Source organism: Geodermatophilus obscurus, assembly GCF_900143215.1.
Taxonomy (GTDB): Bacteria; Actinomycetota; Actinomycetes; order Mycobacteriales; family Geodermatophilaceae; genus Geodermatophilus; species Geodermatophilus obscurus_A.
The window spans coordinates 52,838-77,439 of the sequence record NZ_FRDM01000013.1 but is presented as its reverse complement, the minus strand read 5'-3'; the positions used below and the strand labels follow the sequence as shown (position 1 = coordinate 77,439).

The window sequence follows — 24,602 nt, the reverse complement described above, 5'->3', positions numbered from 1 at the left end:
GCCGGACGCACTCGCCCGTGACCGGCCCCGGCGCCGCCTGACCCATGCGCGAGTACGCCGTCGTCCTGCTCACCGCGGGGCTGGTCACCTACCTGGCCACCCCGGTGGTGCGGCTGGCGGCGGTCCGGCTGCGGATGATGGCGGCGCCGCGCGAACGGGACGTGCACGTCATCCCCACCCCCCGCGGGGGCGGCGTCGCGATGTACCTGGGGGTCGCCGCGGCGGTGCTGGTCGCCACCCGGCTGCCCGCGCTGCAGCGCACCTTCGACGACTCCCAGACCGCCGCCGTCCTGGCCGCCGGTGGGCTCATCTGCGCACTCGGGGTGCTCGACGACAAGTGGGGCCTGGACGCGCTCACCAAGCTCACCGGCCAGATCGCCGCGGCCGGTGTCATGGTCCTGCTCGGCGTCCAGCTGGCCTTCGTCTTCCTGCCGGTCGCCGACATCGGGACGCTCTCGCTCGGACCCGACATCGGCGTTCCGCTGACCCTGCTGCTGACCGTGCTCACGGTCAACGCGCTGAACTTCATCGACGGCCTCGACGGCCTGGCCGCGGGTGTCTCCGCGATCGCCGCGCTGGCCTTCTTCGCCTACAGCTACCACCTCGGGGTCGAGGGCTACGACGACATCGCGAGCGCCCCGACGCTGATCACCGCGGTCCTGGCCGGCGCCTGCCTGGGCTTCCTGCCGCACAACTTCAGCCCGGCCCGCATCTTCATGGGCGACTCCGGCTCGATGCTCGTCGGCCTGATGCTCTCCGCGGCCGCGGTCTCGGCGACCGGGCAGGCCGACCCGCAGACGTTCGACTCCGCGGCCACCCTGCTGCCGCTGGCCCTGCCGCTGCTGGTGCCGATCGCGGTGCTCTCCATCCCGTTCATCGACCTGGTCATGGCCGTCGTCCGCCGCAGCCTGCGCGGCCGCTCGCCGTTCTCTCCGGACAAGATGCACCTGCACCACCGGCTGCTGGCCATCGGGCACTCGCACCGGCGCGCGGTGCTGGTCATGTACTTCTGGGCCGCGCTGCTCTCCTTCGGGGCGGTGGGGCTGTCCATCACCGGGGGTCGGGTGGAGCTGCTCGTCGGCATCGCGGTGCTGCTCGTCCTCGGCGTCGTCGTCGTCCTCAGCCCGCGCGCCCGGCGGGCCGCCCGCGAGGCCCGTGCCGCGGAGCTCGAGGCCCAGCGTCAGCGCAGCCGGGCCGACCACCCCACCGCGCGGACGCTGCGCGCCACCGCGCCCTCCGTCCAGGGCCGGCCGGCCGACCCGGCCGGCAAGCCGTCGCCGTCACCCCAGGGAGTCCCGTGAGCACCGGCCCGAGTCGTCCCGAGGCCCCTTGGGACCTGTCGTTCCTCCGGGTCGGTGCCGTGGTCACCGCTGGTGTCGCCGCGGTGGCCGCCTCGGTCACCGGTCTGCTGGCCGGGTGGGACGACGCCATCGGTGTACTCGTCGGCGCGGTCGTCGTGACCGCGTTCTTCGTCGTGTCCGGTGTGGTCGTGGCCTGGGCCGGCCGGATCGACGACAGCTTCACCCTCCCCGCGGCGCTGGGTGCATTCTTCGTGAAGGCGCTCCTGCTCTTCGCAGTACTCAACGCGCTCCCGGAGAACGGGTGGCTCGACCGTCGCACGCTGGCTTGGGCCGTCGTCGTCGGAGCGCTGCTGTGGAGCGGGGTACAGCTGCGGTGGGTCTGGACCCGCCCGCTGTACTACGTGACCCCACCCCCACCGCCCCCGACCGGGGGAAGTGCCCGGCCGCGGGGAGGACCGGCGACACGCGGCTGATAGTGTTCCCGGCCGATGGCCGAGGACGAACCCCAGCGTGAGGACTCTCGGCCCCGAGCTGCCAGCCCAGCCCGACAGGGCGGTGGTGCCGACACCGGATGGGCGGTGATCGGGACCATGATCTCCGGGATGGCCGTGTGGGGCGGGGCCGGGTGGCTGCTCGACCAGTGGCTGGACACACGGCTGTTCGCACCGGTCGGCATCATCCTCGGCGTGGCGGCCGCCATCTACGTGGTGGTCGTCAGGTACGGCGTGGTCCCCCCGCCAGCGGGAGGGCCGCGCACCGGCACGACCTCGGGCGGCCGACGGAGTCAGCCCAGGACGCAGAAGGGACAACGGTGACCTCCAGCGCCCATGCACTCGGCGGCGTGCTCGCTGTCGAGAGCGACCCCGGCGGCGGCTTCGTGGCGCCTGGTATCGAGGAGTTCTACCCGGAGCCGCTCGCGCAGTTCTCCCTCCTCGGCGTCGACTTCGAGATCACCCGCATCACCGTGATCCTGTGGGTGGCGACCATCGCGATGATCGCCTTCCTCGTGGCCGCGGTCCGCAAGCCGCAGATCGTCCCGGGCAAGCTCCAGTACGTGGGGGAGGCGGGCTACTCCCTCGTCCGTGACGGCATCGCCCGCGACGTCATCGGCCCCAAGGGCCTGCCGTTCGCCCCGTTCCTGGTGTCGCTGTTCTTCTTCATCCTGGCGAACAACCTCATGGCGATCATCCCGTTCGCCCAGATCTCGCCGATGTCCAGGTTCGCCTTCCCCCTGGTCCTGGCCGCCATCTGCTGGGTCATCTACATCTGGGTCGGGATCAGGGAGCAGGGCGCCGGCCGCTACTTCAAGGACATCCTCTTCCTCCCGGGCGTCCCCAAGTTCATGTACATCCTGGTGACGCCGATCGAGATCCTGCAGACCTTCGTGGTCCGGCCGTTCACGCTGGCCGTACGGCTCTTCGCCAACATGTTCGCCGGCCACATGCTCCTGGTGGTGTTCGCGCTCGGCGCGGTCTACCTCTTCAACGTCGGGAACTACTCGGTCATCTTCGCCCCGGTCTCCGCCCTGATGGCCATCGTGATGACCTTCTTCGAGCTGCTGGTCATCTTCCTGCAGGCCTACGTCTTCACCGTGCTGATGGGCACGTACCTCAACGGTTCCGTCGAGCCCGCCCACTGACCGCACCATCCGTACGACCCCAAGCCAGCCGCCCGGGAACACCCCGGGCGACCGACACAGGAGGAATCCGTAGCAATGGCATCGGACGCTATCGACGTTCTGGCAGAGCTGACCGGCAGCATCGGGTCGGTCGGTTACGGCCTCGCCGCAATCGGCCCGGGCATCGGTGTGGGCATCGTCTGGGCCGCCTACATCCAGGCGACCGCCCGGCAGCCCGAGTCGGCCGGGCTGACCCGCACCTACGCGTTCCTCGGCTTCGCCCTCTCCGAGGCGCTCGCCCTCATCGGCTTCGTCGTCCCCTTCGTCTTCGGCACCTGATCGGCCCAGCGGGCACGGTCACCCACTCCAGACAGGGACAGTGAGACCATGACAAACCTCGCGGCGGAGAGCCCGAACCCGCTGATCCCGCCGATCGGCGAGATCATCATCGGGTTGATCGCCTTCGGGATCCTCTTCTTCGTGGTGGCCAAGTTCGTCGCGCCGCGCTTCGAGCAGGTCTTCCGGGCCCGCCGCGAGGCGATCGAGGGCGGGATCGAGCGGGCTGAAGCGATGCAGGCCGAGGCCAAGGCCGCGCTGGAGCGCTACCAGGCGCAGCTGGCCGAGGCCCGCACCGAGGCCGCTCAGATCCGCGACCAGGCCCGCGCCGAGGGCCAGCAGATCCTCGAGGAGCTGCGCGCCCAGGCCCAGGAGGAGTCCGCGCGGATCGTCGCCCGCGGTGAGGAGCAGCTGGCCAGCTCGCGCCAGCAGGTCGTCAACGAACTGCGCGGCCAGATCGGCCGGCTCGCCGTCGACCTCGCCGGCCGCGTGGTCGGCGAGTCCCTCGAGGACCAGGCGCGCCGCACCGGCACGGTCGACCGCTTCCTCGACCAGCTCGACGGCATGGCCGCCGGCGCCTCGCCGGACGGCCGGGGCGCCACCGGCAGCTCGGTGTACGTGCAGGGCGACCGCTGATGGATGCCTCCAGCCGCGCGGCGCTCCGCGAGGTGCGGGAGCGCCTGACCGAGCTCACCCGGCCGGCCTCCGGCCTGCTCGAGCGGGCGCGGGACCGGCTGACCGGCCAGGAACGGGCAGCGACCGACGAGGAGCTCGTGGCCCTGGCCGACGAGCTGTTCGCCGTCGCGCACCTCTTCGACGGGCAGGTCACGCTGCGCCGGGCGCTGTCGGACCCGTCGGCCACCCCGGCCGACCGGGCCGGCGTCGCACGGCAACTGCTGTCCGGCCGGGTCTCGGGGGCCACGCTCGACCTGGTCGAGACCGCGGCCCGGCAGCGCTGGTCGCGTCCGCTGGACCTCGTGGAGGCGACCGAGACCCTGGCCACCGACGCCGCGCTGGACGCCGCGGAGGCCCGCGGTGAGCTCGACGGCGTCGAGGACGAGCTGTTCCGGTTCGGGCGTATCGTCGCGGGAGATGCGGGACTGTCCCGGATCCTCAGCGACCGCACCGCTCCGGCCGCCGGCAAGGCGGAGCTGCTCGACCGGCTGCTCTCCGGCCGGGTCAGCCCGATCACGGCGATGCTGCTGCGCAACCACCTCACCGGGCGATCAGTCGGCAACGCGCAGAACGCCGTCGAGCGACTCTCCGAGGCGGCCTCGAGCCGCCGCGGGCAGTCGGTGGCGCGCGTGACGACCGCCGTGCCGCTGACCGATGCGCAGGAGCGCCGGCTCGCCGAGCTCCTGGGGCGGCTCTACAACCGGCCGATCGGCCTGCAGGTGGTCGTCGACCCCAGCGTGCTCGGTGGCCTGGTCATCCGCGTCGGTGACGAGGTCATCGACGGCAGCGTCGCGCACCGCCTCGAGGCCGCCGGCCGACGGCTCGTCGGCTGACCGCGACCCGGCCCCCCCACCCAGACACCACCCAGCAGGGAAGAGGACACCACGCCATGGCCGAGCTGACGATCTCCGCTGACGAGATCCGCAGTGCCATCCAGAACTACGTCACCGAGTACTCGCCCGACGTGTCGCGGGAAGAGGTCGGGGTCGTCACCGAGGCCGGCGACGGCATCGCCCGCGTCGAGGGCCTGCCCTCGGTCATGACCAACGAGCTGCTCGAGTTCGAGAGCGGCGTCCGCGGCCTGGCGCTGAACCTCGACGTCCGCGAGGTCGGCGTCGTCGTCCTCGGCGACTACTCCGGCATCGAGGAGGGCCAGCAGGTCCGCCGGACCGGCGAGGTCCTGTCCGTGCCGGTCGGTGACGGCTACCTCGGCCGCGTGGTCGACCCGCTGGGCAACCCGATCGACGGTGCCGGCCCGATCACCACCACCGGCCGCCGGGCGCTGGAGCTGCAGGCCCCGACCGTGGTGCAGCGGCAGTCGGTGCACGAGCCGATGCAGACCGGGATCAAGGCCATCGACGCCATGACGCCGATCGGCCGCGGCCAGCGCCAGCTGGTCATCGGTGACCGGCAGACCGGCAAGACCGCGATCGTCACCGACACGATCATCAACCAGAAGCAGGCCTGGGCCACTGGTGACCCGAGCCAGCAGGTGCGCTGCATCTACGTCGCCGTCGGCCAGAAGGGCTCGACGATCGCCGCGATCCGCGCCTCCCTCGAGGAGGCCGGCGCGATGGAGTACACGACGATCGTCGCCGCCCCCGCCTCGGAGGCCGCGGGCTTCAAGTACATCGCCCCCTACACCGGCTCGGCCATCGGCCAGCACTGGATGTACGAGGGCAAGCACGTCCTGATCGTCTTCGACGACCTGTCCAAGCAGGCCGAGGCCTACCGCGCGGTCTCCCTGCTGCTGCGCCGTCCGCCGGGCCGCGAGGCCTACCCCGGCGATGTCTTCTACCTCCACTCCCGCCTGCTGGAGCGCTGCGCGAAGCTCTCCGACGAGCTGGGCGCCGGCTCGATGACCGGCCTGCCGCTGGTCGAGACCAAGGGCAACGACGTGTCGGCCTACATCCCGACCAACGTCATCTCGATCACCGACGGGCAGATCTTCCTCGAGACGGGTCTGTTCAACTCCGGTGTCCGCCCGGCGATCAACGTCGGCATCTCGGTGTCCCGCGTCGGCGGCTCGGCCCAAATCAAGGCGATGAAGTCCGTCGCCGGACGGCTGCGGCTGGACCTCGCGCAGTACCGCGAGCTCGAGGCCTTCGCCTCGTTCTCCTCCGACCTCGACGCCTCCAGCCGCGCGACGCTCGAGCGCGGCCAGCGGCTGGTGGAGCTGCTCAAGCAGGGCCAGTACCAGCCCTACCCGGTGGAGCGCGAGGTCGTCTCCATCTGGCTGGGCACCACCGGCAAGCTGGACAAGGTCCCGGTGCCCGAGGTCCGCCGCTTCGAGTCCGAGTTCCTCGACCACGTCGCCCGCAACCACGGCGGCGTCTTCGACGGGATCCGGCAGAGCCGCGCACTCGGCGACGACGCCGTCTCCGGCCTGGAGCGGGCGGTCGAGGACTTCTACGGCCAGTTCCAGACCGCCGAGGGCGGCACGCTGCGGATCAACGAGGACGAGGCCGAGGCGATGGACGCGTCCGAGCGCGGCCAGGAGCGCGTCCAGGTCAAGCGGAGCGCCTGACCGTGGCCAGCAACCTCCGCGCGCTGCGGCGCCGCATCCGCTCCACGAAGTCGACGAAGAAGATCTTCTCGGCGCAGGAGCTGATCGCCGGTGCCCGCATCGTGCGGGCCCAGGCCCGGGTGGAGGCCTCCAAGCCCTACGCCCGGGAGATCACCCGGGTGCTGTCGGCGCTGGCCTCCTCGGCCTCGCTGGACCACCCGCTGCTGACCGAGCGGCAGGACGCGCGCCGGGCGGCGGTCCTCGTGATCACTTCCGACCGCGGGTTCGCCGGCTCGTACAACGTCAATGTGCTGCGCCGCACCGAGGAGCTGCTCTCGCTGCTCCGCCAGGAGGGCAAGGAGCCGGTCCTGTACGTGGTGGGCCGGAAGGGGGAGACCTACTACTCCTTCCGCGACCGCCCGGTGGCCGAGACTTTCACGGGCTTCTCCGAGCAGCCGGGGTACGCCGACGCCCAGCGCGTCGGCGAGGCGCTCATCGCGACCTTCACCGCCGGCATGGACGACGACGAGACCGGTGCCGGTGCCGACGGCGTCCTCGGTGTGGACGAGCTGCACATCGTGTACACCGAGTTCCGGTCGCTGCTCGCGCAGATCCCGGTCGCCAAGCGGATGGCCCCGCTGGAGGTCGAGGAGGTCGAGGAGTTCGACTACGAGCGGGAGGACCGGGAGAGCGGCGTCACCACCGGCGACTCCGGCGTCCCGACGTCCTACGAGTTCGAGCCCTCGCCCGACGCCCTCCTCGACGCCCTGCTGCCGAAGTACGTCACGACGCGGATCTTCGCGGCGATGCTGGAGTCGGCGGCGTCGGAGTCGGCGTCCCGGCGGCGGGCGATGAAGTCGGCCTCGGACAACGCCGAGGAGCTGGCCAAGAACCTCTCGCGGCAGGCGAACCAGGCCCGCCAGGCCGAGATCACCCAGGAGATCAGTGAGATCGTCGGCGGTGCGGACGCGCTGGTGTCCGCGGGCGCCGACGACTGACCCCACCCCGGTCGCTCCAGCGGCAGGGACACCGAAGACGCGGACCAAGGCAAGCCCGAGGGCAGGAGAGCAGTACAGATGACCGTCACCGAGGACCGTCCGACCACCCAGACGACCGGCCGCGTCGTCCGGGTCACCGGGCCGGTCGTCGACGTCGAGTTCCCGCGCGACGCGATGCCCGACCTGTTCAACGCCCTGGAGGTGGAGGTCACCCTCGCCGACCTGGGCAAGACGCTGACCCTCGAGGTCGCCCAGCACCTGGGCGACAACGTGGTCCGCACCATCTCGATGCAGCCGACCGACGGTCTCGTCCGGGGCGCCGAGGTCCGCGACACCGGCTCCGCGATCTCCGTACCTGTCGGCGACGTCACCAAGGGCCACGTCTGGAACGCCCTCGGCCAGTGCCTGGACACCCCCGGCCACGGCGCCGACGCGCTGCGCTGGGGGATCCACCGGCACGCGCCGCGGTTCGACCAGCTCGAGGGCCGCACCGAGATGCTGGAGACCGGCATCAAGGTCATCGACCTGCTGACCCCCTACGTGGCCGGTGGGAAGATCGGCCTGTTCGGTGGCGCCGGGGTGGGCAAGACGGTGCTCATCCAGGAGATGATCCGCCGCGTCGCCCAGGAGTTCGGTGGCGTCTCGGTGTTCGCCGGTGTCGGCGAGCGCACCCGTGAGGGCAACGACCTCATCACCGAGATGACCGAGTCCGGCGTCATCGAGTCCACCGCGCTGGTCTTCGGCCAGATGGACGAGCCGCCGGGCACCCGCCTGCGCGTCGCGCTGTCGGCGCTGACCATGGCGGAGTACTTCCGCGACGAGCAGAACCAGGACGTGCTGCTCTTCATCGACAACATCTTCCGGTTCACCCAGGCCGGGTCCGAGGTCTCCACGCTGCTGGGCCGCATGCCCTCCGCCGTGGGCTACCAGCCGACCCTCGCCGACGAGATGGGCGAGCTGCAGGAGCGCATCACCTCGACGCGGGGTCACTCCATCACCTCGCTGCAGGCGATCTACGTGCCCGCCGACGACATCACCGACCCCGCACCCCACACCACCTTCGCCCACCTCGACGCGACGACGGTGCTCTCCCGGCCCATCTCGGAGAAGGGCATCTACCCGGCCGTGGACCCGCTGGACTCCACCAGCCGGATCCTCGACCCGCAGTACGTCGGGCAGGAGCACTACGCCACCGCCCAGACGGTGAAGCAGGTGCTGCAGCGCTACCAGGAGCTGCAGGACATCATCGCCATCCTCGGCATCGACGAGCTCTCCGAGGAGGACAAGGTCACGGTCAACCGGGCCCGGCGCGTCGAGCGCTTCCTCTCGCAGAACATGTTCGTGGCCGAGGCCTTCACCGGGCAGCCGGGCTCGTTCGTCCCGGTGTCCGAGACGCTCCAGGCGTTCAAGGCGATCACCGACGGCGACTACGACAACGTGCCGGAGCAGGCCTTCTTCATGTGCGGTGGCCTCGAGGACCTCGAGCGCAACGCCGACAAGCTGAAGCGCGCCTGAGAGAGGACCATCCTCCTCCCACGCCGCGCACTCTCGGCGCGGGGCCCTGAGGGTGGCCGTTCCAGGACGTCACCTGGCTCAGCGAGACCAGCACCGCCGCGGAACGGCCGGGTCCCGAACGGGACCCGGCCGTTCCGTGTGTTCGGGCCCGGTATGGGTAACCCCGGCCGGGCGACACCGGCCGGGTGGTGTGGTGCGGGTCGCCTCAAGGGCGAGCCATGCCATGCCGATCTCGTGCGGGGACGCCCGGACCGGCTGGGCGACGAGCGGGAGAGACGACGTGGACGGCATCACCGGGATCAGGGCGGACGACGCCGACTGGAGCTGGCCTCCGTCTGCTGCGGTGCCCTACGTCGGCGGCCGGCAGTTCCACACCGAGAGCTGGGCGCCGGCCTCGACCGTCCGCCGTCCCTGGGTGCGCGTCGGACGCTGGACCCTGCTGTACCGCCGCTGCGCCTGAGCGAGGACCCCGTCCTCCCGACCCTGACCGGCTCGGGGCGCGACCCGGACGAGGCGGCCGCTCTCTGCATCCCTCGCACGCTCGGGGCGATGCCCGAGGGGGGCCTCGCGGACGGGCCGCCGAGCGGCGCGGATGCGGCCGATAGAGTGGGCGCGACCCGTCGTCGTGTCCAGCCTGGACCCGGCGAGCCGAACCGCCGGTCGGTGGACCCCGAGGAGTGTCGTGGCGACCCTGCATGTCGAGTTGGTGGCCGTCGAGCGGATGATCTGGTCCGGAGAGGCCAGCATGGTCATCGCGCGCACCACGGAGGGCGAGCTCGGTGTGCTGCCGGGGCACGCTCCGCTGCTGGGCCAGCTCGCCGAGGGCGGCATCGTGACCGTCCGCACCGCCGAGGGCGAGGACATGGTGGTGGCGGCCCACGGGGGCTTCCTCTCGGTCACCGACCGCGGTGTCTCGATCCTCGCCGAGACCGCCGAGATCTCTTCCGAGATCGACGTGGAGCGGGCTCGCGAGGCCCTGCGCCGCGCCGAGGAGACCGGCGACGAGCCCGACGCCCTGGCCGCCGCCCGGCGCGCCCAGTCGCGACTGCGCGCCGCGGGCCAGGACGCCTGAGCCCCTGCTGGCGTCCCGCCTGACCCCCGGCGCCCCGGATGACGACCGAACTGCTCGTCCTGGCCGTCGCGGTGGTCCTCGTCGGGCTGGTCGTCGCCTTCCTGCTGCGCCGCCGCTTCCTGCTCTCCGGGCTCGGCGCGGTCACCATGTGGCTGCGCCCGACGGGTTCGTCCCGCTGGTCGGTGGGTGTCGCCTGGTACGGCGGTGACTCGCTGCTCTGGTACCGGGCGCTGTCGCTGTCGGTGCGCCCGCAGCAGCGGCTCTGCCGGGCGGAGTTCCGGGTGCAGGCACGGCGCCGCGCAGATGCCGGGGACCTCGCCCTGCCCGAGGACGTCGTCGTCCTCTCGTGCAGCACCGCGGCCGGCCCCCGGGAGCTGGCCATGGACACCTCGACGGTGACCGGCTTCCTGTCCTGGGTGGAGTCCGCGCCGCCGGTGCGCTGAGCGGCCCCCTCCCTGGCACCGCTCCGGGCCTGCGAGGAGTGGGGAGGAGGGGGTCCTGCTACTCGCGGGCCGCGCGCTGGGCGTGCGCGCCGCTGTGTGCGCCGGGCTCCCACAGCACGTCGCCGTCCGGGTTCGCGGTGCGGGCGAGGATGAACAGCAGGTCCGAGAGCCGGTTGAGGTAGCGAGCGGTCTCGGCGTTGCTGCGCTCGCCGTCGGCCTCCAGCAGTGCCCACACGCTGCGCTCGGCCCGTCGGGTGACGACCCGGGCCTGGTGCAGCAGCGCGGCCAGCGCGGTGCCGCCGGGGAGGATGAAGCTGGCCAGCGTGGGCAGCGCCTCGTTGTAGCGGTCGCAGGCCGCCTCCAGCCGCTCGGTGTAGGCGGTGGTCACCCGCAGTGGCGGGTACTGCGGATCCGGGGCGATCGGCGTCGAGAGGTCGGCCCCGACGTCGAAGAGGTCGTTCTGCACGGTGCGCAGCAGCTCGGTGAGCTCGGGCGGCGGCGACCCGAGGGCCAGGGCGACGCCGAGCACGCTGTTGGCCTCGTCGACGTCGGCGTAGGCCACCAGGCGCGGATCGGTCTTGGCCACCCGGCTCATGTCCCCGAGGTGCGTCTGACCGGCGTCACCGGTCTTCGTGTAGATGCGGGTCAGCCGGACGGTCATGACCGCGAGCCTAGAAGAAGGACCCCGCTGCCCCCCACCGGACGAGGACCCCGTCCTCCTCCCCCCTCGCAGGCTCGGGGCGAGCCTCGGGACGGGGCCGGCGGCGGGACCCTGCAGCGGGGCCACCGTAGGGTGGACCGGTGGAGTGCTTCGAGGTCACCGGCGGCACGGCCCTGACCGGGCGAGTGCGGGTCACCGGCGCCAAGAACAGCGCGCTGAAGCTCATGGCGGCCGCGCTGCTGGCGGCCGGGCGGACCACCATCGACGAGGTCCCGGACATCCTCGACGTGGCCATCATGAGCGAGGTGCTGCGCCGGCTCGGGTGCGAGGTGAGCTACGAGCGGCACCCGCACGGCGGTGGCGGCCGGCTGGTCGTCGACGTCCCCGACGAGCCCGCCACGGAGACCGACTACGACCTGGTCCGCCGGATGCGGGCCTCGATCAGCGTGCTCGGCCCGCTCGTCGCCCGGTGCGGCTCGGCCAGGGTGGCGCTGCCCGGCGGCGACGCGATCGGCTCGCGCGGGCTGGACATGCACATCTCCGGCCTGGAGCGGCTCGGCGCCACCATCCACAGCGAGCACGGCTTCCTGGTCGCCGCCGCCCCGCGCCTCCGGGGCACCAGCATCTGGTTGGACTTCCCCTCGGTCGGTGCCACCGAGAACCTGGTCATGGCCGCGGTGCTGGCCGAGGGTACGACGGTCATCGACAACGCCGCGCGGGAGCCGGAGATCGTCGACCTCTGCGCGATGCTCGCCGCGATGGGGGCCCAGATCGAGGGCGCCGGCACGTCGACGATCACCGTCGAGGGGGTGCCGGTCCTCAAGCCGGTCACCTGCACGACGGTGCCCGACCGGATCGTCGCCGGCACCTGGGCGATCGGCGCGGTGATGACCCGCGGGGACGTCGTCATCGAGCGCGCCGTCGCCGACCACCTCACCGTCGCACTCGCCAAGCTCAGCGACGCCGGGGCGCACGTGGAGCCGCTGCCCGACGGGTTGCGGGTGGCGATGGACGGCCGCCCCCGCTGCGTGGACGTCGTCACGCTGCCCTACCCGGGGTTCCCGACCGACCTGCAGCCGATGGCGGTGGCGCTGGCGGCGGTCTCCACGGGGACGGCGCTGATCACCGAGAACGTGTTCGAGGGCCGTTTCATGTTCGTCAACGAGCTGGTCCGGCTCGGTGCCTCGGTGCGCATCGACGGGCACCACGCCGTCGTCCGGGGCCGGGAGCGGCTCTCCAGCGCGCCGGTGCTGGCCACCGACATCCGGGCCGGCGCGGGCCTGGTCCTGGCCGGTTTGGTCTCCGACGGCGTCACCGAGGTGCAGGACGTGCACCACGTCGACCGCGGCTACCCCGATTTCGTCGACCAGCTGCGCGGCCTGGGCGCGCACATCGAGCGGGTCGAGCGGCCCGGCTGAGTCCAGCACGACCCCAGGGGTGTGCCGCACACTCGTGGAGGTGCACGACGAGGACAGGACGCGTCGTACCCTGACCGCCGCCGAGCTCGACCGGCTGCTGCTCGGTGGCCGTCAGCAGTACACCCGGGCGCAGGTGACTCAGCTGTCCGGCATGCCGCCGGACGGCTTCCGGCGGCTGTGGCACGCCCTGGGTTTCGCCGAGGCCGCCGAGGCCGACGCGGTGTTCACCGACGGCGACGTCGCCGCACTGCACGCCCTGGCCGACCTGGTCGACGCCGGGTTCGTCGCCCCGGGCACCGAGGCGTCGTTCGCCCGTGCGCTGGCGCAGCCGTTGGCGCGGCTGGCCGACTGGCAGACCGCCCTGCTCACCGCCGCCGTCGCCCGCGATCAGCACGGGGGACCCGAGGGGCCGGGCAGTCCGCCCGCGGACGTGCCGCCTGCGGCCGCCGCGCTGCTGTCGCTGCTGCGCGAGGTGCAGGACCACGTGTGGCGCCGCCACCTGGCCGCCGCGGTCGAGCGGGCGCCGGCCGCACCGGCCGGTGGCGAGGAACGCGAGCTGGCCGTCGGCTTCGCCGACCTCGTCGGCTACACCACCCGCACCCGCGGCATGAGCGGCGCGGAACTGGCCGTCATGGTGGAGGACTTCGAGGCGACCGCTGCCGAGGTGGTCGCGCGCGGCGGCGGTCGGGTGGTGAAGACCGTCGGCGACGGGGTGCTCTTCACCGCCGCGGACCCGGCCGCCGCGGCCGAGATCGGGCTGTCGCTGCCCGAGCGGTGGGGGGCCGTGGACCGGCCGCCGCTGCGGGTCGGCCTGGCGCACGGCCGGGTGCTCACCCGGCTCGGGGACGTGTACTCGTCGGTGGTGAACCTGGCCAGCCGGCTGACCACGGTGGCCCGCGCCGGGAGTGTGCTCGTCGACCGGGAGCTGGCCGCCCGACTGCGGCAGCACCCCGGTTACCGCATCGAGCCGCTCCAGCGCCGCTCGGTCCGCGGCTTCGACGACCTGCAGCCGTGGCTGGTCAGCCGGTGCGGCGCGGACGACGTCCCGGACCCACCCGAGCGGTCCGGCTGACGGCCCTCGTACGGGGGTTCGCAGGCCGCGTCCGGAGACTCGGCCCGAGCTCGCGAGGGGTGGAGGGGGACGGGGTCCTCCTCCGAGCGGCGGGGGACACGAGGGTCCTCCCTCAGCCGGCGGGGAACGACGCGGCCAGGACCCGGGCGCGGTCGACGTCCTCGGGGAAGACCAGCACCTCCGCGCGGTGGGCGCCGGTGGCGCGCACCGTGGAACGGATCCCCGCGTCGGAGAGCACCGCGCGCAGCGCCAGGGCCGACTCCCGGCCGGACAGCGTGGCGACGCGGGTGAGCAGACCGTCGTCCACCGGGGGGCGACGGCGCGGCTCACCGCGGAACGCCCACCGCAGGAACAGCGCCAGCCCGGCGATCACGGCGAACGCGATCACCGGGCCCGCCAAGTAGTGCGTACCGGCCACGGGTGCCATCCCGGCCCTCCTCTCCGCGCCTGCGAGTGTGCCACCGGGGGACACCTGGAGGTGTCCTCGCTACTGGCCGGTAACACCCCTACACTCCGCGGTCATGCCGTCCCCGCACACGTCGAGGGAGCGCGACCGCCCCTGGGTCATGCGCACCTACGCCGGCCACTCGTCGCCGGCCGAGTCCAACGCGCTGTACCGGCGCAACCTCGCCAAGGGGCAGACCGGGCTGTCCGTGGCGTTCGACCTGCCGACGCAGACCGGCTACGACCCCGACGACGAGCTGTCGGTCGGTGAGGTCGGCAAGGTCGGCGTGCCGGTGACCCACATCGGCGACGTCCGGGCGTTGTTCGACGGCATCCCGCTCGACGAGATGAACACGTCGATGACGATCAACGCCACCGCGATGTGGCTGCTGGCGCTCTACCAGGCGGTCGCCATCGAGCAAGCAGAGGCGCAGGGCTCCGCTCCGGACGAAGTCCTGCGCGAGCTCGCCGGGACCACGCAGAACGACATCATCAAGGAGTACCTGTCGCGGGGGACGTACGTCTTCCCGCCCGGGCCCTCGATGCGGCTGATCACCGACATGGTCGCCTACACGGTGACGGCGATGCCGAGGTGGAACCCGATCAACATCTGCAGCTACCACCTGCAGGAGGCCGGGGCGACGCCGGTGCAGGAGATCGCCTACGCGATGAGCACCGCGATCGCCGTCCTGGACTCGGTGCGCGACTCCGGCCAGGTGCCGCCGGAGCGCTTCGGTGAGGTGGTCGCGCGCATCTCCTTCTTCGTCAACGCGGGCGTCCGCTTCGTCGAGGAGATGTGCAAGATGCGCGCGTTCACGCAGCTGTGGGACGAGCTGACCCGCGAGCGCTACGGTGTCCAGCGCCCCGAGCACCGCCGGTTCCGCTACGGCGTGCAGGTCAACTCGCTGGGCCTCACCGAGGCGCAGCCGGAGAACAACGTCCAGCGGATCGTGCTGGAGATGCTCGCGGTGACGCTGTCCCGCGACGCCCGCGCCCGCGCCGTGCAGCTGCCGGCGTGGAACGAGGCGCTGGGCCTGCCCCGGCCGTGGGACCAGCAGTGGTCGCTGCGGCTGCAGCAGGTGCTGGCCTACGAGACCGACCTGCTGGAGTACGACGACCTGTTCAACGGGTCGGTCGTGGTGGAGCGGAAGGTCGCCGAGCTGGTCGAGGGTGCCCGTGGGGAGATCGCCCGGGTGCAGGAGATGGGCGGCGCGGTCGCCGCCGTCGAGTCCGGCTACATGAAGGGTCAGCTGGTCGCCTCGCTCGCCGAACGGCGCCGCCGGATGGAGAACGGGGACGACGTCGTCGTCGGCGTGAACCGGTTCGAGGCCACCGAGCCCAACCCGCTGCTGGCCGACCTCGACGCGGCGATCCAGGTCGTCGACCCGGCGGTGGAGGCCGCGGCGTGCGCGTCGGTGCGGACGTGGCGCGCCGAGCGCGACCCGGAGCCGGTGCGGAAGGCGCTCGAGCGGCTGCGCGCGGTCGCCGCCACCGAGGAGAACCTCATGGAGGCCACCCTCGACTGCGCCCGCGCCGGCGTGACGACGGGGGAGTGGGCCGGCGTGCTGCGCGAGGTGTTCGGTGAGTACCGGGCGCCCACCGGGGTCGCCGCGGCCGCCGGGGGCGGCGAGGCCGACCGGACGCTGGCCGACGTCCGGGAGCGGGTCCGCGCCACCGGTGCGGAGCTCGGCGGGCGGCTGCGTTTCCTGGTCGGCAAGCCCGGCCTCGACGGGCACTCCAACGGTGCCGAGCAGATCGCCGTCCGCGCGCGCGACGCCGGCTTCGAGGTGGTCTACCAGGGCATCCGGCTGACCCCGGCGCAGATCGTGAGCGCCGCGGTCGAGGAGGACGTGCACGTCGTCGGCCTGTCGGTGCTCTCCGGCTCGCACCTGCAGGTGGTGCCGGCGGTGCTGCGCGGGCTGCGGGAGGCCGGCCTCGACGACGTCCCCGTGGTCGTCGGCGGGATCGTCCCCGACGGCGACGCCCGTCGGCTGCGGGAACAGGGCGTGGCGCGGGTCTTCACACCCAAGGACTTCGGGCTGACCGAGATCATGGGCCAGATCGTCGACGTGGTCCGCGAGGCCAACGGTCTCGACGACCGGTAGGAGGCCAGGCGCTACAGCGCGACGACGACGCCCTCGGTGGCGCTGCGGCGGGCGGCGTCGAGCACCGTGGCGGTGGCGACGGCGTCCCGCGGGTCGACCGGCACCGGCCCCTCCCCGCGGACGGCGGCGGCGAAGGCCGGGTGGAAGGTGTCCCAGCGGCCGCGCTCGGTGGGCACCACGATGCCGTCGTCGCCGCGGCGCAGCCGCCCCCAGCGCTCCCCGGGCTCGGCGCCCCAGCGCTCGCCCAGCGTGGCCGGCGTCTGCCCGGCCAGCAGCGCGGCCTCCTGCCCGTCCATCGGCCCGCCGACGACGTAGGCGCCCTCCGTGCCGCTCACCCGGAAGCGGTCGCCGGGCGCGCCCTGGCTCCAGCTGCCCCACAGGTGCGAGGAGGCGCCGCCGGCGTGGCTGAGCGCGACGAAGACGTCGTCGTCCAGGCCGTTCTCGCGCAGCCGCCACTCGGCGTAGACGCCCGTCACCGGGCCGAGCAGCACGAGGGCCTGGTCGACCAGGTGGCTGCCGAAGTCCAGCAGGGTGCCGCCGCCCGCGGCCGGCGGGCCGGGCTCGGGCTCGAACCGCTCGAAGCGCGACTCGAACCGGGTCACCGTGCCGAGCCGGCCGGCGTCGACCAGCGCGCGGACGGTGCGGAAGTCGGAGTCCCAGCGGCGGTTCTGGTACGGCGCCAGCGGCAGCCGGCGGGCCGCGGCCAGCTGCACCGTCCCCTCGGCGGCCGGGGCGTCCAGCGCGAAGGGCTTGTCGCAGACCACCGCGAGGTCCAGGCGGAGTGCCTGCTCGGTCAGCGGGGTGTGCGTGTCCGCCGGGGTGGAGATCGCCACCGCCTCGGCGCCGGCGTCGGCCAGCTCCTCGAGCGAGCCGAACGTGCGCAGGCCGGGGTGCTCGGCGGTCACCTGCGCCCGCCTCTCGGCCGACGTCGTCACCACGCCGAGGAGGTCGACCTCCGGTGCGGCGGCCAGCAGGGGGGCGTGGAAGTACCGGCCGCCGAAGCCGTACCCGACCAGTCCGAAGCGCACGGGGTCCATGCCGCGATCATGCCCTGCCCGGATCACCGCAGGCGGGGGCCGAAGCGGACGTCGACGCCCGGGGAGAACAGCACGCTGTCGGGTGCGCCGCGGACGGTGGGCAGGCCGCCGGCCGCCAGCAGGTCCTCCTCGCACGTGACGAGCTCGGCGGCGTGCAGCGGCCAGGCCCGGTGCTCGTTGGGCCAGTAGGCCAGCCGGCCGGACGCCGTCTGGTGCAGCCCCCAGCGGCCGGTGAGGAAGCCGGCCAGGGGCCCGGGGTCCGCCAGCCGGGCGCCCACCCGGACGACGATCCGCCCGCCCGTTCCGCGTGGACCGGGCCAGCGCCGCCGGGAGGTGTAGGTGACCAGGTCGCCGTCGCGGCGCACGCGCATCCGCGCCCAGCAGTAGGGCAGCCCGGCGACCCAGCGGGCCGCGAGCACGGGCAGCACCCGGTCGGCGTCCAGCGACCGGAACACCACACCGCGCCGTCCCCGGTCGTCGACCGAGTACAGCCGGACGTTGGTCTCGGCGAAGGACCCGGCCCACGGCAGGCCGGGCGCGCCGAGCAGACCGATCCGGCGCATCCGGAAGGGGATCAACCCGACGTACGTGGCGCCGTCCAGCACGTCGGGCCGGGTGTCCGCCGGGAGCAGTGGGGCGACCAGGGCCGGGTCCACCGCCCAGTGCAGGAAGGCGACGTCGCGCCAGCCCTGCGTGAACACGGTGCGCCCGGCCGGCCGGGGCGCGGTGCCGGTGACCGGCTCGGGTTCCACGCCCCGAGCCTGCCAGCCCGTTGCCCGCACCGGCCTCCCCGTGGTGTGGTCGCTGCATGACTGCAGAGGGCGCACCCCGGGTCGAACGCGACGGCGACGTCGTCACCCTCACGATGTGCCGGCCGGCGAAGCGCAACGCGCTCTCCCGCGACCACCTGACCCAGCTGCTGGCCGCCGTGACGGAGGTGGGGGAGAGCGACGCGGCCGGCCTGGTGATCGCCGCGGAGGGGCCGGTGTTCAGCGCCGGCCACGACTTCGCCGACGTCGCCGGCCGGCCGGTTCCCGAGGTGCGCAGCCTGCTGCAGCTGTGCACCGAGCTGATGCAGGCCCTGCACGACGTCCCGCAGGTGGTGCTGGCCCGCGTGCACGCCCTGGCCACCGCGGCCGGCTGCCAGCTGGTGGCATCCTGCGACCTGGCCGTCGCCGCCGAGTCGGCCGGCTTCGCCGCCCCCGGCGGCAAGGGCGGCTGGTTCTGCCACACGCCGATGGTGGCCATCGCCCGCGACGTCGGCCGCAAGCGCGCCATGGAGCTCGCGCTGACCGGGGACGTCATCGACGCGGCGACCGCGCTGGACTGGGGCCTGGTCAACCGGGTGGTGCCCGACGCCGAGCTGGACGCCGCCGTCGCCGACCTCATGGCCCGGGCGACCCGCGGTTCCCGGGCGAGCAAGGCGTGGGGCAAGCAGACGATGCACGCCCAGCTGGGCCGGCCCGAGCGGGACGCCTACACGACCGCGGTCGAGGTGATGGCCGCCGCCAGCCAGCTCCCCGGGGCGGTCGAGGGCATGTCGGCGTTCCTGGAGAAGCGGCGCCCGGTCTGGGCCGACTGACAGCTGCGGGGCTAATCTAGCTAGATGACCGTCGCCAACGTCCACCAGGCCAAGACGAACCTGTCGAAGCTGCTGGACGCCGCCGAGCGCGGCGAGGAGGTCATCATCACGCGGCGCGGGGGCGGCGTCACGGAGTTCCGGTTGGTCCCCGTGGCGCCGTCGGCGAGGCGGGCACTCTTCGGTCGCCTCGCCGGGCAGGTCGTGTTCTCGCCGGACTACGACACGGCCGACGCCGAGATCACCGCGGCCTTCGACCGGCACCTCGACGGCTGACCCGTGCGCCTGCTGCTGGACACGAACGCGCTGCTCTGGCTGCTGGCCGGCGACCCCAGGTTGGGGGCCCAGGCGCGCCATGAGGTGGAGGCCGCTGCCGAGCTGGTCGTCTCCGCGGCCTCGCTGTGGGAGATCGCGATCAAGGTCTCGGTCGGCAAGCTCGCTGCGCTGCCCGGACTGCCCGCAGTGCTGGCGGAGTCCGGGGTCCGCCGTCTCGGCATCGAGGACGAGCACCTCCGGCGGCTGGAGTCGCTGCCCTGGCACCACCGGGACCCGTTCGACCGGCTGCTGATCGCCCAGGCCCAGGCGGAGGCGCTCACCGTGCTCACGGCAGACCCGGCCTTCGGCGACTACGCCGTCCCCGCTCGGGACGCCCGCCGCTGACCCCACCGCCGCCCGTCGGCGCGGTGATCCTCCGCACAGCGGGATGCAACACGCCGCGCGCCGCCTTGCCTCCCATGTGGAGAACCTCTGGGGCCTGACCCGGCGGCGTGCGCTCGACTTCGGGCGGATGACGGCCGACTCCTGAGCGCCCGCGCTCCGTCGTCCCTCCGCGCCGTTCCCGGAAAGGCACCCCCGTGCTCGCTCGTCTCCGCCGCGTCCCGTTCGCGGCGCAGGTCCTCCTCGCCCTCGTGCTGGGCGTCGCCCTCGGCCTCGTCGCCCGGGACATGGGTCCCGTCGCCGACGGGACGCCGAACTGGCTGACCAGCACCCTGCAGACCATCGGCAGCACCTTCGTCACGCTGTTGAAGGTCCTCGTCCCGCCGCTGATCGTCACCGCGGTGATCGTGAGCATCGCCAACCTCCGGCAGGTCTCCAACGCCGCCCGGCTCGCCGGACAGACGCTGCTGTGGTTCGCGATCACCGCACTCATCGCGGTCTCCCTCGGCATCGGCCTGGGCCTGCTCACCCAGCCGGGCCGCAACAGCTCCGTCGACGCCACCGCCCAGGCCGCGCCCGAGACCACCGGTTCCTGGTGGGACTTCCTCACCGGCCTGGTGCCCGTCAACATCCTCGGCCTGCAGTCCTCGGCCGACGGCGGGCTGTCCTTCAACGTGCTGCAGCTGATCGTGCTGGCCGTGGCGATCGGCGTCGCCGCGCTCAAGGTCGGCGAGCCGGCCGAGCCGTTCCTGGCGCTGACCCGCTCGGCGCTGGCGATCGTGCAGAAGCTGCTGTGGTGGGTCATCCTGCTGGCCCCGCTCGGCACCGTCGGCCTGATCGGCAACGCCGTGGCCAGCTACGGCTGGGAGTCCCTCGGCTCGCTCGGCGTCTTCGCCGGGTCCGTCTACGCCGGTCTCGCGCTCGTGCTGTTCGTCGTCTACCCGGTGCTGCTGCGGCTGCACGGCCTCTCGCCGCTGCGGTACTTCGCCGGCGCCTGGCCGGCCATCCAGCTGGCCTTCGTCTCCCGCTCCTCGATCGGCACCCTGCCGGTGACCGAGCGGGTGGCCGAGCAGAACCTCGGGGTGCCGCGGTCCTACGCCTCCTTCGCCGTGCCGCTCGGTGCGACGACGAAGATGGACGGCTGCGCGGCGATCTACCCGGCCCTGGCCGCGATCTTCGTGGCCCAGTTCTTCGGCGTGGACCTGTCGCTCACCGACTACCTGCTGATCGCGCTGGTCTCGGTCGTCGGCTCGGCGGCCACGGCCGGGGTCACCGGCGCGGTGGTCATGCTGACGCTGACCCTCTCCACGCTGGGCCTTCCGCTGGCCGGCGTCGGCCTGCTGCTGGCGATCGACCCGATCCTGGACATGGGCCGGACCGCGGTGAACGTCGCCGGCCAGGCGCTGGTCCCGACGATCGTCGCCAAGCGCGAGGGCATCCTCGACGTGGACCGGTACCGGTCGACCTCCACGGTGGACCCGGTGGTCCGGGTCGAGGTGGACGACGACCTGCGCCGGCCGGTGACGGTCTAGCCGTCCGACCTCCGCAGGCCCGGTCCTCCACCTGGAGGGCCGGGCCTGCGTCGTCTCAGCCGCCGCTGAGGTCCGCGCAGCCGGTCTCGTGCGGGAGCAGCGGGCGCAGCGTGAGCGTCCACCGGCTGCCGTCGCCCGCGACCCACGGCGTCAGGGTGGTGGCCGACGCCGCGGCGGCGAGCACGGCCCCGGCCTGGGTGCCGCGGGCGACGACGCAGCACAGGCCCAGCCCACCCGGCAGCGGCTCGCCGGGCAGCGCCGGGCCGGGCCAGGGAGCCTCCGGCTGGACCAGCGCGGGGTCCGCGGGCGGCGTCCACGGCGCGACGACCGCGGCCACCGCCTCGGCCTCGTAGGGCTCCGGGCGGGTGGCGCCCAGCGGCTCCGGCGACCTCAGCACCTCCAGCAGGCCGAGCAGCTCCCCGCGCGCCGCCTGCTGCTCCAGGGTGAGCCCGCTGTCCCCGGGCATCTCGAACAGCGCCTCGACCTCGCGCACCGCCGTCCCCTCGTCGGTGACGAGGGTGAACCGGGTCGCCGGGGCGTCGGCGACCGGTGGGGTGCCCAGGTCGGCGGTGCCGGTCACGCCGGCCGCGACGGCGCGGTCGACGACCGACTGCACGCCGTCGGCGTCCAGCCGCCACACCTGCAGGGACGGCAATGCCGGTGGCGGGTGGACCTCGATCTGCGCTCCGGGGGCCACGACCCGGCCGTCGCCGTACACGGCGACCAGCGGCACCCGCGTGGCCAGGGCCTCCGGCGTGGTGAAGCCGCGGACGTGCTCGACCTCCAGCACCAACCGGCCCGGCCCGTCGGAGACGGGCGTCGGCCGGGGAGCCGCGGCCTCGCCGCCGTTGCCGGCGCAGCCGGTCACCAGCGCGAGCAGGACCAGGACGGCGGGCAGCGGGGCGCGTCTCACCTGGTCAGGATGCCGTGCTCCGGTGGGCACCCCGTCGCTCCGGGCCGGTCGTTGCCGGTTCGGTACCGTCGGTCCCCGTGCGTCTGGTCATCGCCCGCTGCTCGGTCGACTACGTGGGGCGGCTGACCGCCCACCTGCCCATGGCGCCGCGGCTGCTGCTGGTCAAGGCGGACGGGTCGGTGTCGGTGCACGCCGACGACCGCGCCTACAAGCCGCTGAACTGGATGACCCCGCCGTGCTCGTTCACGGACGAGCTGGTCGACGGTGCGGGCACCTGGACGGTCACCAACAAGGCCGGCGAGCAGCTGATCATCACCATCGAGTCGGTCGAGCACGACAGCTCCCACGAGCTCGGGGTCGACCCGGGCCTGCAGAAGGACGGCGTGGAGGCCGAGCTGCAGCGGCTGCTCGCGCTGCACGTGGAGACCTTCGGGGCCGGCTGGTCGCTGGTCCGCCGCGAGTACCCGACCGCGATCGGCCCGGTGGACCTGCTCTGCCGCGACGCCGCCGGCGCCACCGTGGCCGTCGAGGTCAAGCGCCGCGGCGAGATCGACGGCGTGGAGCAGCTGACCCGCTACCTCGAGCTGCTCAACCGCGACCCGCTGCTGGCGCCGGTGCGCGGGGTCTTCGCGGCACAGGAGATCAAGCCGCAGGCGAAGGTGCTCGCGCAGGACCGCGGCATCGACTGCGTGACGGTCGACTACGCCGTCCTCAAGGGCACCGACGACCCCTCGCAGCGGCTGTTCTGAGCGTTACCGGACGGTAGCCCGGCGTCCGCGCGGTCGCCCGCGGGTGCGAGACTGCCCCCGATCGCGGACGGGGTGCCCGGGGCCGGGTGCCGGCGCAGAGGAGATGGCAGCGTGGCCAGAGAACTGACCGAGGTCGGCGTGGTGGGGCTGGGCACGATGGGTGCCGGCATCGCCGAGGTGCTCGCCCGGGCGGGCCTGTCGGTGACCGCCGTGGACGTCGACGAGGCGGCCGTGGCCCGCGGCCGTGAGCACCTGGAGCACTCCACCGGGCGGGCGGTCACGCGCGGCAAGCTCGACGCCGCCGAGCGCGACGCGATCCTCGGCCGCATCCGGTTCGGCACCTCGCTGGAGGACCTCACCCAGGCCGAGCTCGTCGTCGAGGCCGTGCCCGAACGGCTGGAGCTCAAGCGCGAGATCTTCGCCGCGCTCGACAAGATCTGCCCGCCGGACACCATCCTGGCCACCAACACCTCGAGCCTGTCGGTCACCGAGATCTCGGTGGCCACGGGGCGGCCGGGCAAGGTCATCGGCATGCACTTCTTCAACCCGGCGCCGGTCATGAAGCTGGTCGAGGTGGTGCGCACGGTGGTGACCGAACAACCGGTGGTCGAGGACGTCGAGGCGCTGGCCGCGCGGCTGGGCAAGGTCGACGTCACCATCGGCGACAAGGCCGGCTTCATCGCCAACGCGCTGCTGTTCGGCTACCTGAACCACGCGGTCTCCATGTACGAGAACCGCTACGCCAGCCGTGAGGACATCGACGCGGCCATGCGGCTGGGCTGCGGCCTGCCGATGGGCCCGCTGGCGCTCATGGACCTCATCGGCATCGACACCGCCTTCGAGATCCTCGAGACGATGTACCGGCAGTCCCGCGACCGGCTGCACGCGCCCAACCCGATCATCAAGCAGATGATGACCGCGGGCCTGCTCGGCCGGAAGTCCGGCCGCGGCTTCTACACCTACGCCGGCCGCGACTCCGCCGAGGTGGTGCCCGACGCCCAGACCCCGGCCGAGGGCAGGGCCGCCGAGGGCGCCCGCGAGGTCCGCACGGTCGGCGTCGTCGGCTCGGGGACGATGGCCACCGGGATCATCGAGGTCGTCGCCAAGGGCGGCTACGACGTCCGCTTCGTCGCCCGGTCGCCGGAGAAGGTCGAGGCCGTCCGCACCGCGCTGGCGAAGTCGCTGGAGAAGCAGGTGCAGCGCGGCCGGCTCGACGAGGCCGCGCGCGACGAGGCGCTCGTCCGGGTCAGCGGGACGACGGTCCTCGACGAGCTCGCCGACCGCGACCTGGTCATCGAGGCCGTCGTCGAGTCGCTGCCGGTCAAGGAGGCGCTGTTCGCCAACCTCGGCGAGATCGCCAGGCCCGGCGCCGTGCTGGCCACCACGACCTCCAGCCTCCCGGTCATCGAGTGCGCCCAGGCCAGCGGCCGGCCGGAGGACGTCGTCGGCATGCACTTCTTCAACCCGGCGCAGGTGATGAAGCTCGTGGAGGTCGTCTCGACCATCTCCACCGCGCCCGACGTCGCGGCGACCGCGCACGCCGTGTCGCAGCGGCTGGGCAAGCACGCGGTGTCCTGCAGCGACCGGGCCGGCTTCATCGTCAACGCGCTGCTGTTCCCCTACCTCAACGACGCGGTCAAGATGCTCGAGGCGCACTACGCGACCGCCGACGACATCGACGCCGCCATGAAGGTCGGCTGCGGCTACCCGATGGGCCCCTTCGAGCTGCTGGACGTCGTCGGCCTCGACGTGTCCCTGGCCATCGAGCGGGAGCTCTACACCGAGTTCCGCGAGCCCGGCTTCGCGCCGGCCCCGCTGCTCGAGCACCTGGTCACCGCCGGGTACCTGGGCCGCAAGACCGGCCGCGGGTTCCGGGACCACGCCAACCGTGACCTGGCGCGCCGCTGACCCGGTGCCCCGGCGCAGCGGTCGGAGGGGGTCACGGCCTGCGGGCCGTGACCCCCTGCGCCG

27 protein-coding genes are annotated in these 24,602 nt (G+C 73.2%); 22 read left to right on the top strand and 5 right to left on the bottom strand.

The features are described from left to right. Positions 1-44 precede the first annotated feature (44 nt). The 13 genes from BUB17_RS13845 (at position 45) to BUB17_RS13785 (ending at position 10,464) form a co-directional block, all read left to right on the top strand. Positions 45-1,301: a glycosyltransferase family 4 protein gene (locus BUB17_RS13845; protein ID WP_072918869.1), complete on the top strand. Its 1,257-nt coding sequence runs from the start codon at positions 45-47 to the stop codon at positions 1,299-1,301. Beyond that, the gene (locus tag BUB17_RS13840) at positions 1,298-1,774 is read left to right on the top strand and encodes a Cg1360 family ATP-synthase-associated protein (RefSeq protein WP_072918868.1); all 477 of its coding nucleotides are present in this window, start codon (positions 1,298-1,300) and stop codon (positions 1,772-1,774) included. Before BUB17_RS13845 ends, BUB17_RS13840 begins: the two co-directional genes overlap by 4 nt. A 105-nt stretch (positions 1,775-1,879) precedes the next feature. Continuing rightward, entirely contained in the window at positions 1,880-2,116 is a 237-nt protein-coding gene (locus tag BUB17_RS13835) for an AtpZ/AtpI family protein (RefSeq protein ID WP_244277210.1), read from the top strand. 26 nt (positions 2,117-2,142) lie between these two features. Next, positions 2,143-2,940 (top strand): F0F1 ATP synthase subunit A, encoded by a 798-nt coding sequence (gene atpB, locus BUB17_RS13830; RefSeq protein ID WP_244277209.1) that lies wholly within the window; start codon positions 2,143-2,145, stop codon positions 2,938-2,940. 75 nt (positions 2,941-3,015) lie between these two features. Beyond that, positions 3,016-3,258: an ATP synthase F0 subunit C gene (gene atpE / locus BUB17_RS13825; protein ID WP_072918862.1), complete on the top strand. Its 243-nt coding sequence runs from the start codon at positions 3,016-3,018 to the stop codon at positions 3,256-3,258. A gap of 48 nt (positions 3,259-3,306) precedes the next feature. Continuing rightward, positions 3,307-3,891: a F0F1 ATP synthase subunit B gene (locus BUB17_RS13820; protein WP_072918860.1), complete on the top strand. Its 585-nt coding sequence runs from the start codon at positions 3,307-3,309 to the stop codon at positions 3,889-3,891. Continuing rightward, a complete protein-coding gene (locus tag BUB17_RS13815; protein WP_072918858.1) occupies positions 3,891-4,763 on the top strand; it encodes a F0F1 ATP synthase subunit delta in 873 nt (290 codons plus the stop codon). The genes BUB17_RS13820 and BUB17_RS13815 overlap by 1 nt, the downstream gene beginning before the upstream one ends. A gap of 56 nt (positions 4,764-4,819) precedes the next feature. Then, positions 4,820-6,457 carry a F0F1 ATP synthase subunit alpha gene (atpA, locus tag BUB17_RS13810; protein WP_072918856.1) on the top strand — a complete coding sequence of 546 codons (1,638 nt, stop codon included), beginning with the start codon at positions 4,820-4,822 and terminating at the stop codon, positions 6,455-6,457. 2 nt (positions 6,458-6,459) lie between these two features. After that, positions 6,460-7,434, top strand: a complete 975-nt coding sequence (locus BUB17_RS13805) for a F0F1 ATP synthase subunit gamma (RefSeq protein ID WP_072918854.1) — start codon at positions 6,460-6,462, stop codon at positions 7,432-7,434. 78 nt (positions 7,435-7,512) lie between these two features. Next, positions 7,513-8,949, top strand: coding sequence for a F0F1 ATP synthase subunit beta (gene atpD, locus BUB17_RS13800; protein WP_072918852.1), 1,437 nt, complete (start codon positions 7,513-7,515; stop codon positions 8,947-8,949). A 280-nt stretch (positions 8,950-9,229) separates the two neighbouring features. Further along, positions 9,230-9,409 carry a hypothetical protein gene (locus tag BUB17_RS13795; protein ID WP_072918850.1) on the top strand — a complete coding sequence of 60 codons (180 nt, stop codon included), beginning with the start codon at positions 9,230-9,232 and terminating at the stop codon, positions 9,407-9,409. 222 nt (positions 9,410-9,631) lie between these two features. Beyond that, entirely contained in the window at positions 9,632-10,021 is a 390-nt protein-coding gene (locus BUB17_RS13790) for a F0F1 ATP synthase subunit epsilon (RefSeq protein ID WP_072918848.1), read from the top strand. A gap of 38 nt (positions 10,022-10,059) precedes the next feature. Then, positions 10,060-10,464, top strand: coding sequence for a DUF2550 domain-containing protein (locus tag BUB17_RS13785; protein ID WP_072918846.1), 405 nt, complete (start codon positions 10,060-10,062; stop codon positions 10,462-10,464). A 58-nt stretch (positions 10,465-10,522) separates the two neighbouring features. Here BUB17_RS13785 and BUB17_RS13780 read toward each other — a convergent pair whose 3' ends face one another. Further along, positions 10,523-11,125, bottom strand: a complete 603-nt coding sequence (locus BUB17_RS13780; RefSeq protein WP_072918844.1) for a cob(I)yrinic acid a,c-diamide adenosyltransferase — start codon at positions 11,123-11,125, stop codon at positions 10,523-10,525. Between the two features lie 140 nt (positions 11,126-11,265). Between BUB17_RS13780 and murA the strand changes: the two genes are divergently transcribed. Together murA and BUB17_RS13770 are read left to right on the top strand one after the other, a co-directional pair. Continuing rightward, positions 11,266-12,543, top strand: coding sequence for a UDP-N-acetylglucosamine 1-carboxyvinyltransferase (gene murA / locus BUB17_RS13775; RefSeq protein WP_072918842.1), 1,278 nt, complete (start codon positions 11,266-11,268; stop codon positions 12,541-12,543). Between the two features lie 40 nt (positions 12,544-12,583). Continuing rightward, complete coding sequence (locus BUB17_RS13770; protein WP_244277208.1) at positions 12,584-13,615, top strand: adenylate/guanylate cyclase domain-containing protein; 1,032 nt, start codon at positions 12,584-12,586, stop codon at positions 13,613-13,615. A 112-nt stretch (positions 13,616-13,727) separates the two neighbouring features. Here the strand turns inward: BUB17_RS13770 and BUB17_RS13765 are convergent, their stop codons facing one another. Further along, the gene (locus BUB17_RS13765) at positions 13,728-14,042 is read right to left on the bottom strand and encodes a hypothetical protein (protein ID WP_072918837.1); all 315 of its coding nucleotides are present in this window, start codon (positions 14,040-14,042) and stop codon (positions 13,728-13,730) included. Positions 14,043-14,136: 94 nt separating this feature from the next. Between BUB17_RS13765 and BUB17_RS13760 the strand changes: the two genes are divergently transcribed. Then, entirely contained in the window at positions 14,137-16,164 is a 2,028-nt protein-coding gene (locus BUB17_RS13760) for a protein meaA (RefSeq protein ID WP_072918835.1), read from the top strand. An 11-nt stretch (positions 16,165-16,175) separates the two neighbouring features. Here BUB17_RS13760 and BUB17_RS13755 read toward each other — a convergent pair whose 3' ends face one another. After that, positions 16,176-17,201 carry a Gfo/Idh/MocA family protein gene (locus BUB17_RS13755; RefSeq protein WP_072918833.1) on the bottom strand — a complete coding sequence of 342 codons (1,026 nt, stop codon included), beginning with the start codon at positions 17,199-17,201 and terminating at the stop codon, positions 16,176-16,178. Positions 17,202-17,224: 23 nt separating this feature from the next. Further along, complete coding sequence (locus BUB17_RS13750; RefSeq protein ID WP_072918831.1) at positions 17,225-17,953, bottom strand: YqjF family protein; 729 nt, start codon at positions 17,951-17,953, stop codon at positions 17,225-17,227. 56 nt (positions 17,954-18,009) lie between these two features. Here BUB17_RS13750 and BUB17_RS13745 point away from each other — a divergent pair, with 56 nt between their 5' ends. From BUB17_RS13745 to BUB17_RS13730, 4 genes are all read left to right on the top strand, one after another. Continuing rightward, positions 18,010-18,783, top strand: a complete 774-nt coding sequence (locus BUB17_RS13745) for an enoyl-CoA hydratase-related protein (RefSeq protein WP_072918829.1) — start codon at positions 18,010-18,012, stop codon at positions 18,781-18,783. 24 nt (positions 18,784-18,807) lie between these two features. Further along, positions 18,808-19,056: a type II toxin-antitoxin system Phd/YefM family antitoxin gene (locus BUB17_RS13740; RefSeq protein WP_072918827.1), complete on the top strand. Its 249-nt coding sequence runs from the start codon at positions 18,808-18,810 to the stop codon at positions 19,054-19,056. Positions 19,057-19,059: 3 nt separating this feature from the next. Beyond that, entirely contained in the window at positions 19,060-19,440 is a 381-nt protein-coding gene (locus tag BUB17_RS13735; protein WP_072918825.1) for a type II toxin-antitoxin system VapC family toxin, read from the top strand. 194 nt (positions 19,441-19,634) lie between these two features. Then, positions 19,635-20,969 carry a dicarboxylate/amino acid:cation symporter gene (locus BUB17_RS13730; protein ID WP_072918823.1) on the top strand — a complete coding sequence of 445 codons (1,335 nt, stop codon included), beginning with the start codon at positions 19,635-19,637 and terminating at the stop codon, positions 20,967-20,969. Positions 20,970-21,024: 55 nt separating this feature from the next. On the opposite strand, the gene BUB17_RS13725 is transcribed toward BUB17_RS13730, so the two are convergent. Further along, entirely contained in the window at positions 21,025-21,882 is an 858-nt protein-coding gene (locus tag BUB17_RS13725; protein WP_083606330.1) for a hypothetical protein, read from the bottom strand. Between the two features lie 77 nt (positions 21,883-21,959). On the opposite strand from BUB17_RS13725, the gene nucS reads away from it, so the two are divergent. Continuing rightward, positions 21,960-22,631: an endonuclease NucS gene (nucS, locus tag BUB17_RS13720; RefSeq protein ID WP_072918821.1), complete on the top strand. Its 672-nt coding sequence runs from the start codon at positions 21,960-21,962 to the stop codon at positions 22,629-22,631. A 111-nt stretch (positions 22,632-22,742) separates the two neighbouring features. Then, entirely contained in the window at positions 22,743-24,539 is a 1,797-nt protein-coding gene (locus BUB17_RS13715; protein WP_072918819.1) for a 3-hydroxyacyl-CoA dehydrogenase family protein, read from the top strand. Positions 24,540-24,602: the final 63 nt, after the last annotated feature.

Bases quoted from the DNA above. Each gene is read 5' to 3' on its own strand.
- BUB17_RS13755 (WP_072918833.1), bottom strand. From the start codon at position 17,201: ATGGACCCCGTGCGCTTCGGACTGGTCGGGTACGGCTTCGGCGGCCGG.
- atpA (WP_072918856.1), top strand. From the start codon at position 4,820: ATGGCCGAGCTGACGATCTCCGCTGACGAGATCCGCAGTGCCATCCAG.
- BUB17_RS13740 (WP_072918827.1), top strand. From the start codon at position 18,808: ATGACCGTCGCCAACGTCCACCAGGCCAAGACGAACCTGTCGAAGCTG.
- BUB17_RS13745 (WP_072918829.1), top strand. From the start codon at position 18,010: ATGACTGCAGAGGGCGCACCCCGGGTCGAACGCGACGGCGACGTCGTC.
- atpD (WP_072918852.1), top strand. From the start codon at position 7,513: ATGACCGTCACCGAGGACCGTCCGACCACCCAGACGACCGGCCGCGTC.
- BUB17_RS13765 (WP_072918837.1), bottom strand. From the start codon at position 14,042: ATGGCACCCGTGGCCGGTACGCACTACTTGGCGGGCCCGGTGATCGCG.
- BUB17_RS13815 (WP_072918858.1), top strand. From the start codon at position 3,891: ATGGATGCCTCCAGCCGCGCGGCGCTCCGCGAGGTGCGGGAGCGCCTG.
- BUB17_RS13785 (WP_072918846.1), top strand. From the start codon at position 10,060: ATGACGACCGAACTGCTCGTCCTGGCCGTCGCGGTGGTCCTCGTCGGG.
- BUB17_RS13760 (WP_072918835.1), top strand. From the start codon at position 14,137: ATGCCGTCCCCGCACACGTCGAGGGAGCGCGACCGCCCCTGGGTCATG.
- BUB17_RS13820 (WP_072918860.1), top strand. From the start codon at position 3,307: ATGACAAACCTCGCGGCGGAGAGCCCGAACCCGCTGATCCCGCCGATC.
- atpE (WP_072918862.1), top strand. From the start codon at position 3,016: ATGGCATCGGACGCTATCGACGTTCTGGCAGAGCTGACCGGCAGCATC.
- BUB17_RS13845 (WP_072918869.1), top strand. From the start codon at position 45: ATGCGCGAGTACGCCGTCGTCCTGCTCACCGCGGGGCTGGTCACCTAC.
- BUB17_RS13780 (WP_072918844.1), bottom strand. From the start codon at position 11,125: ATGACCGTCCGGCTGACCCGCATCTACACGAAGACCGGTGACGCCGGT.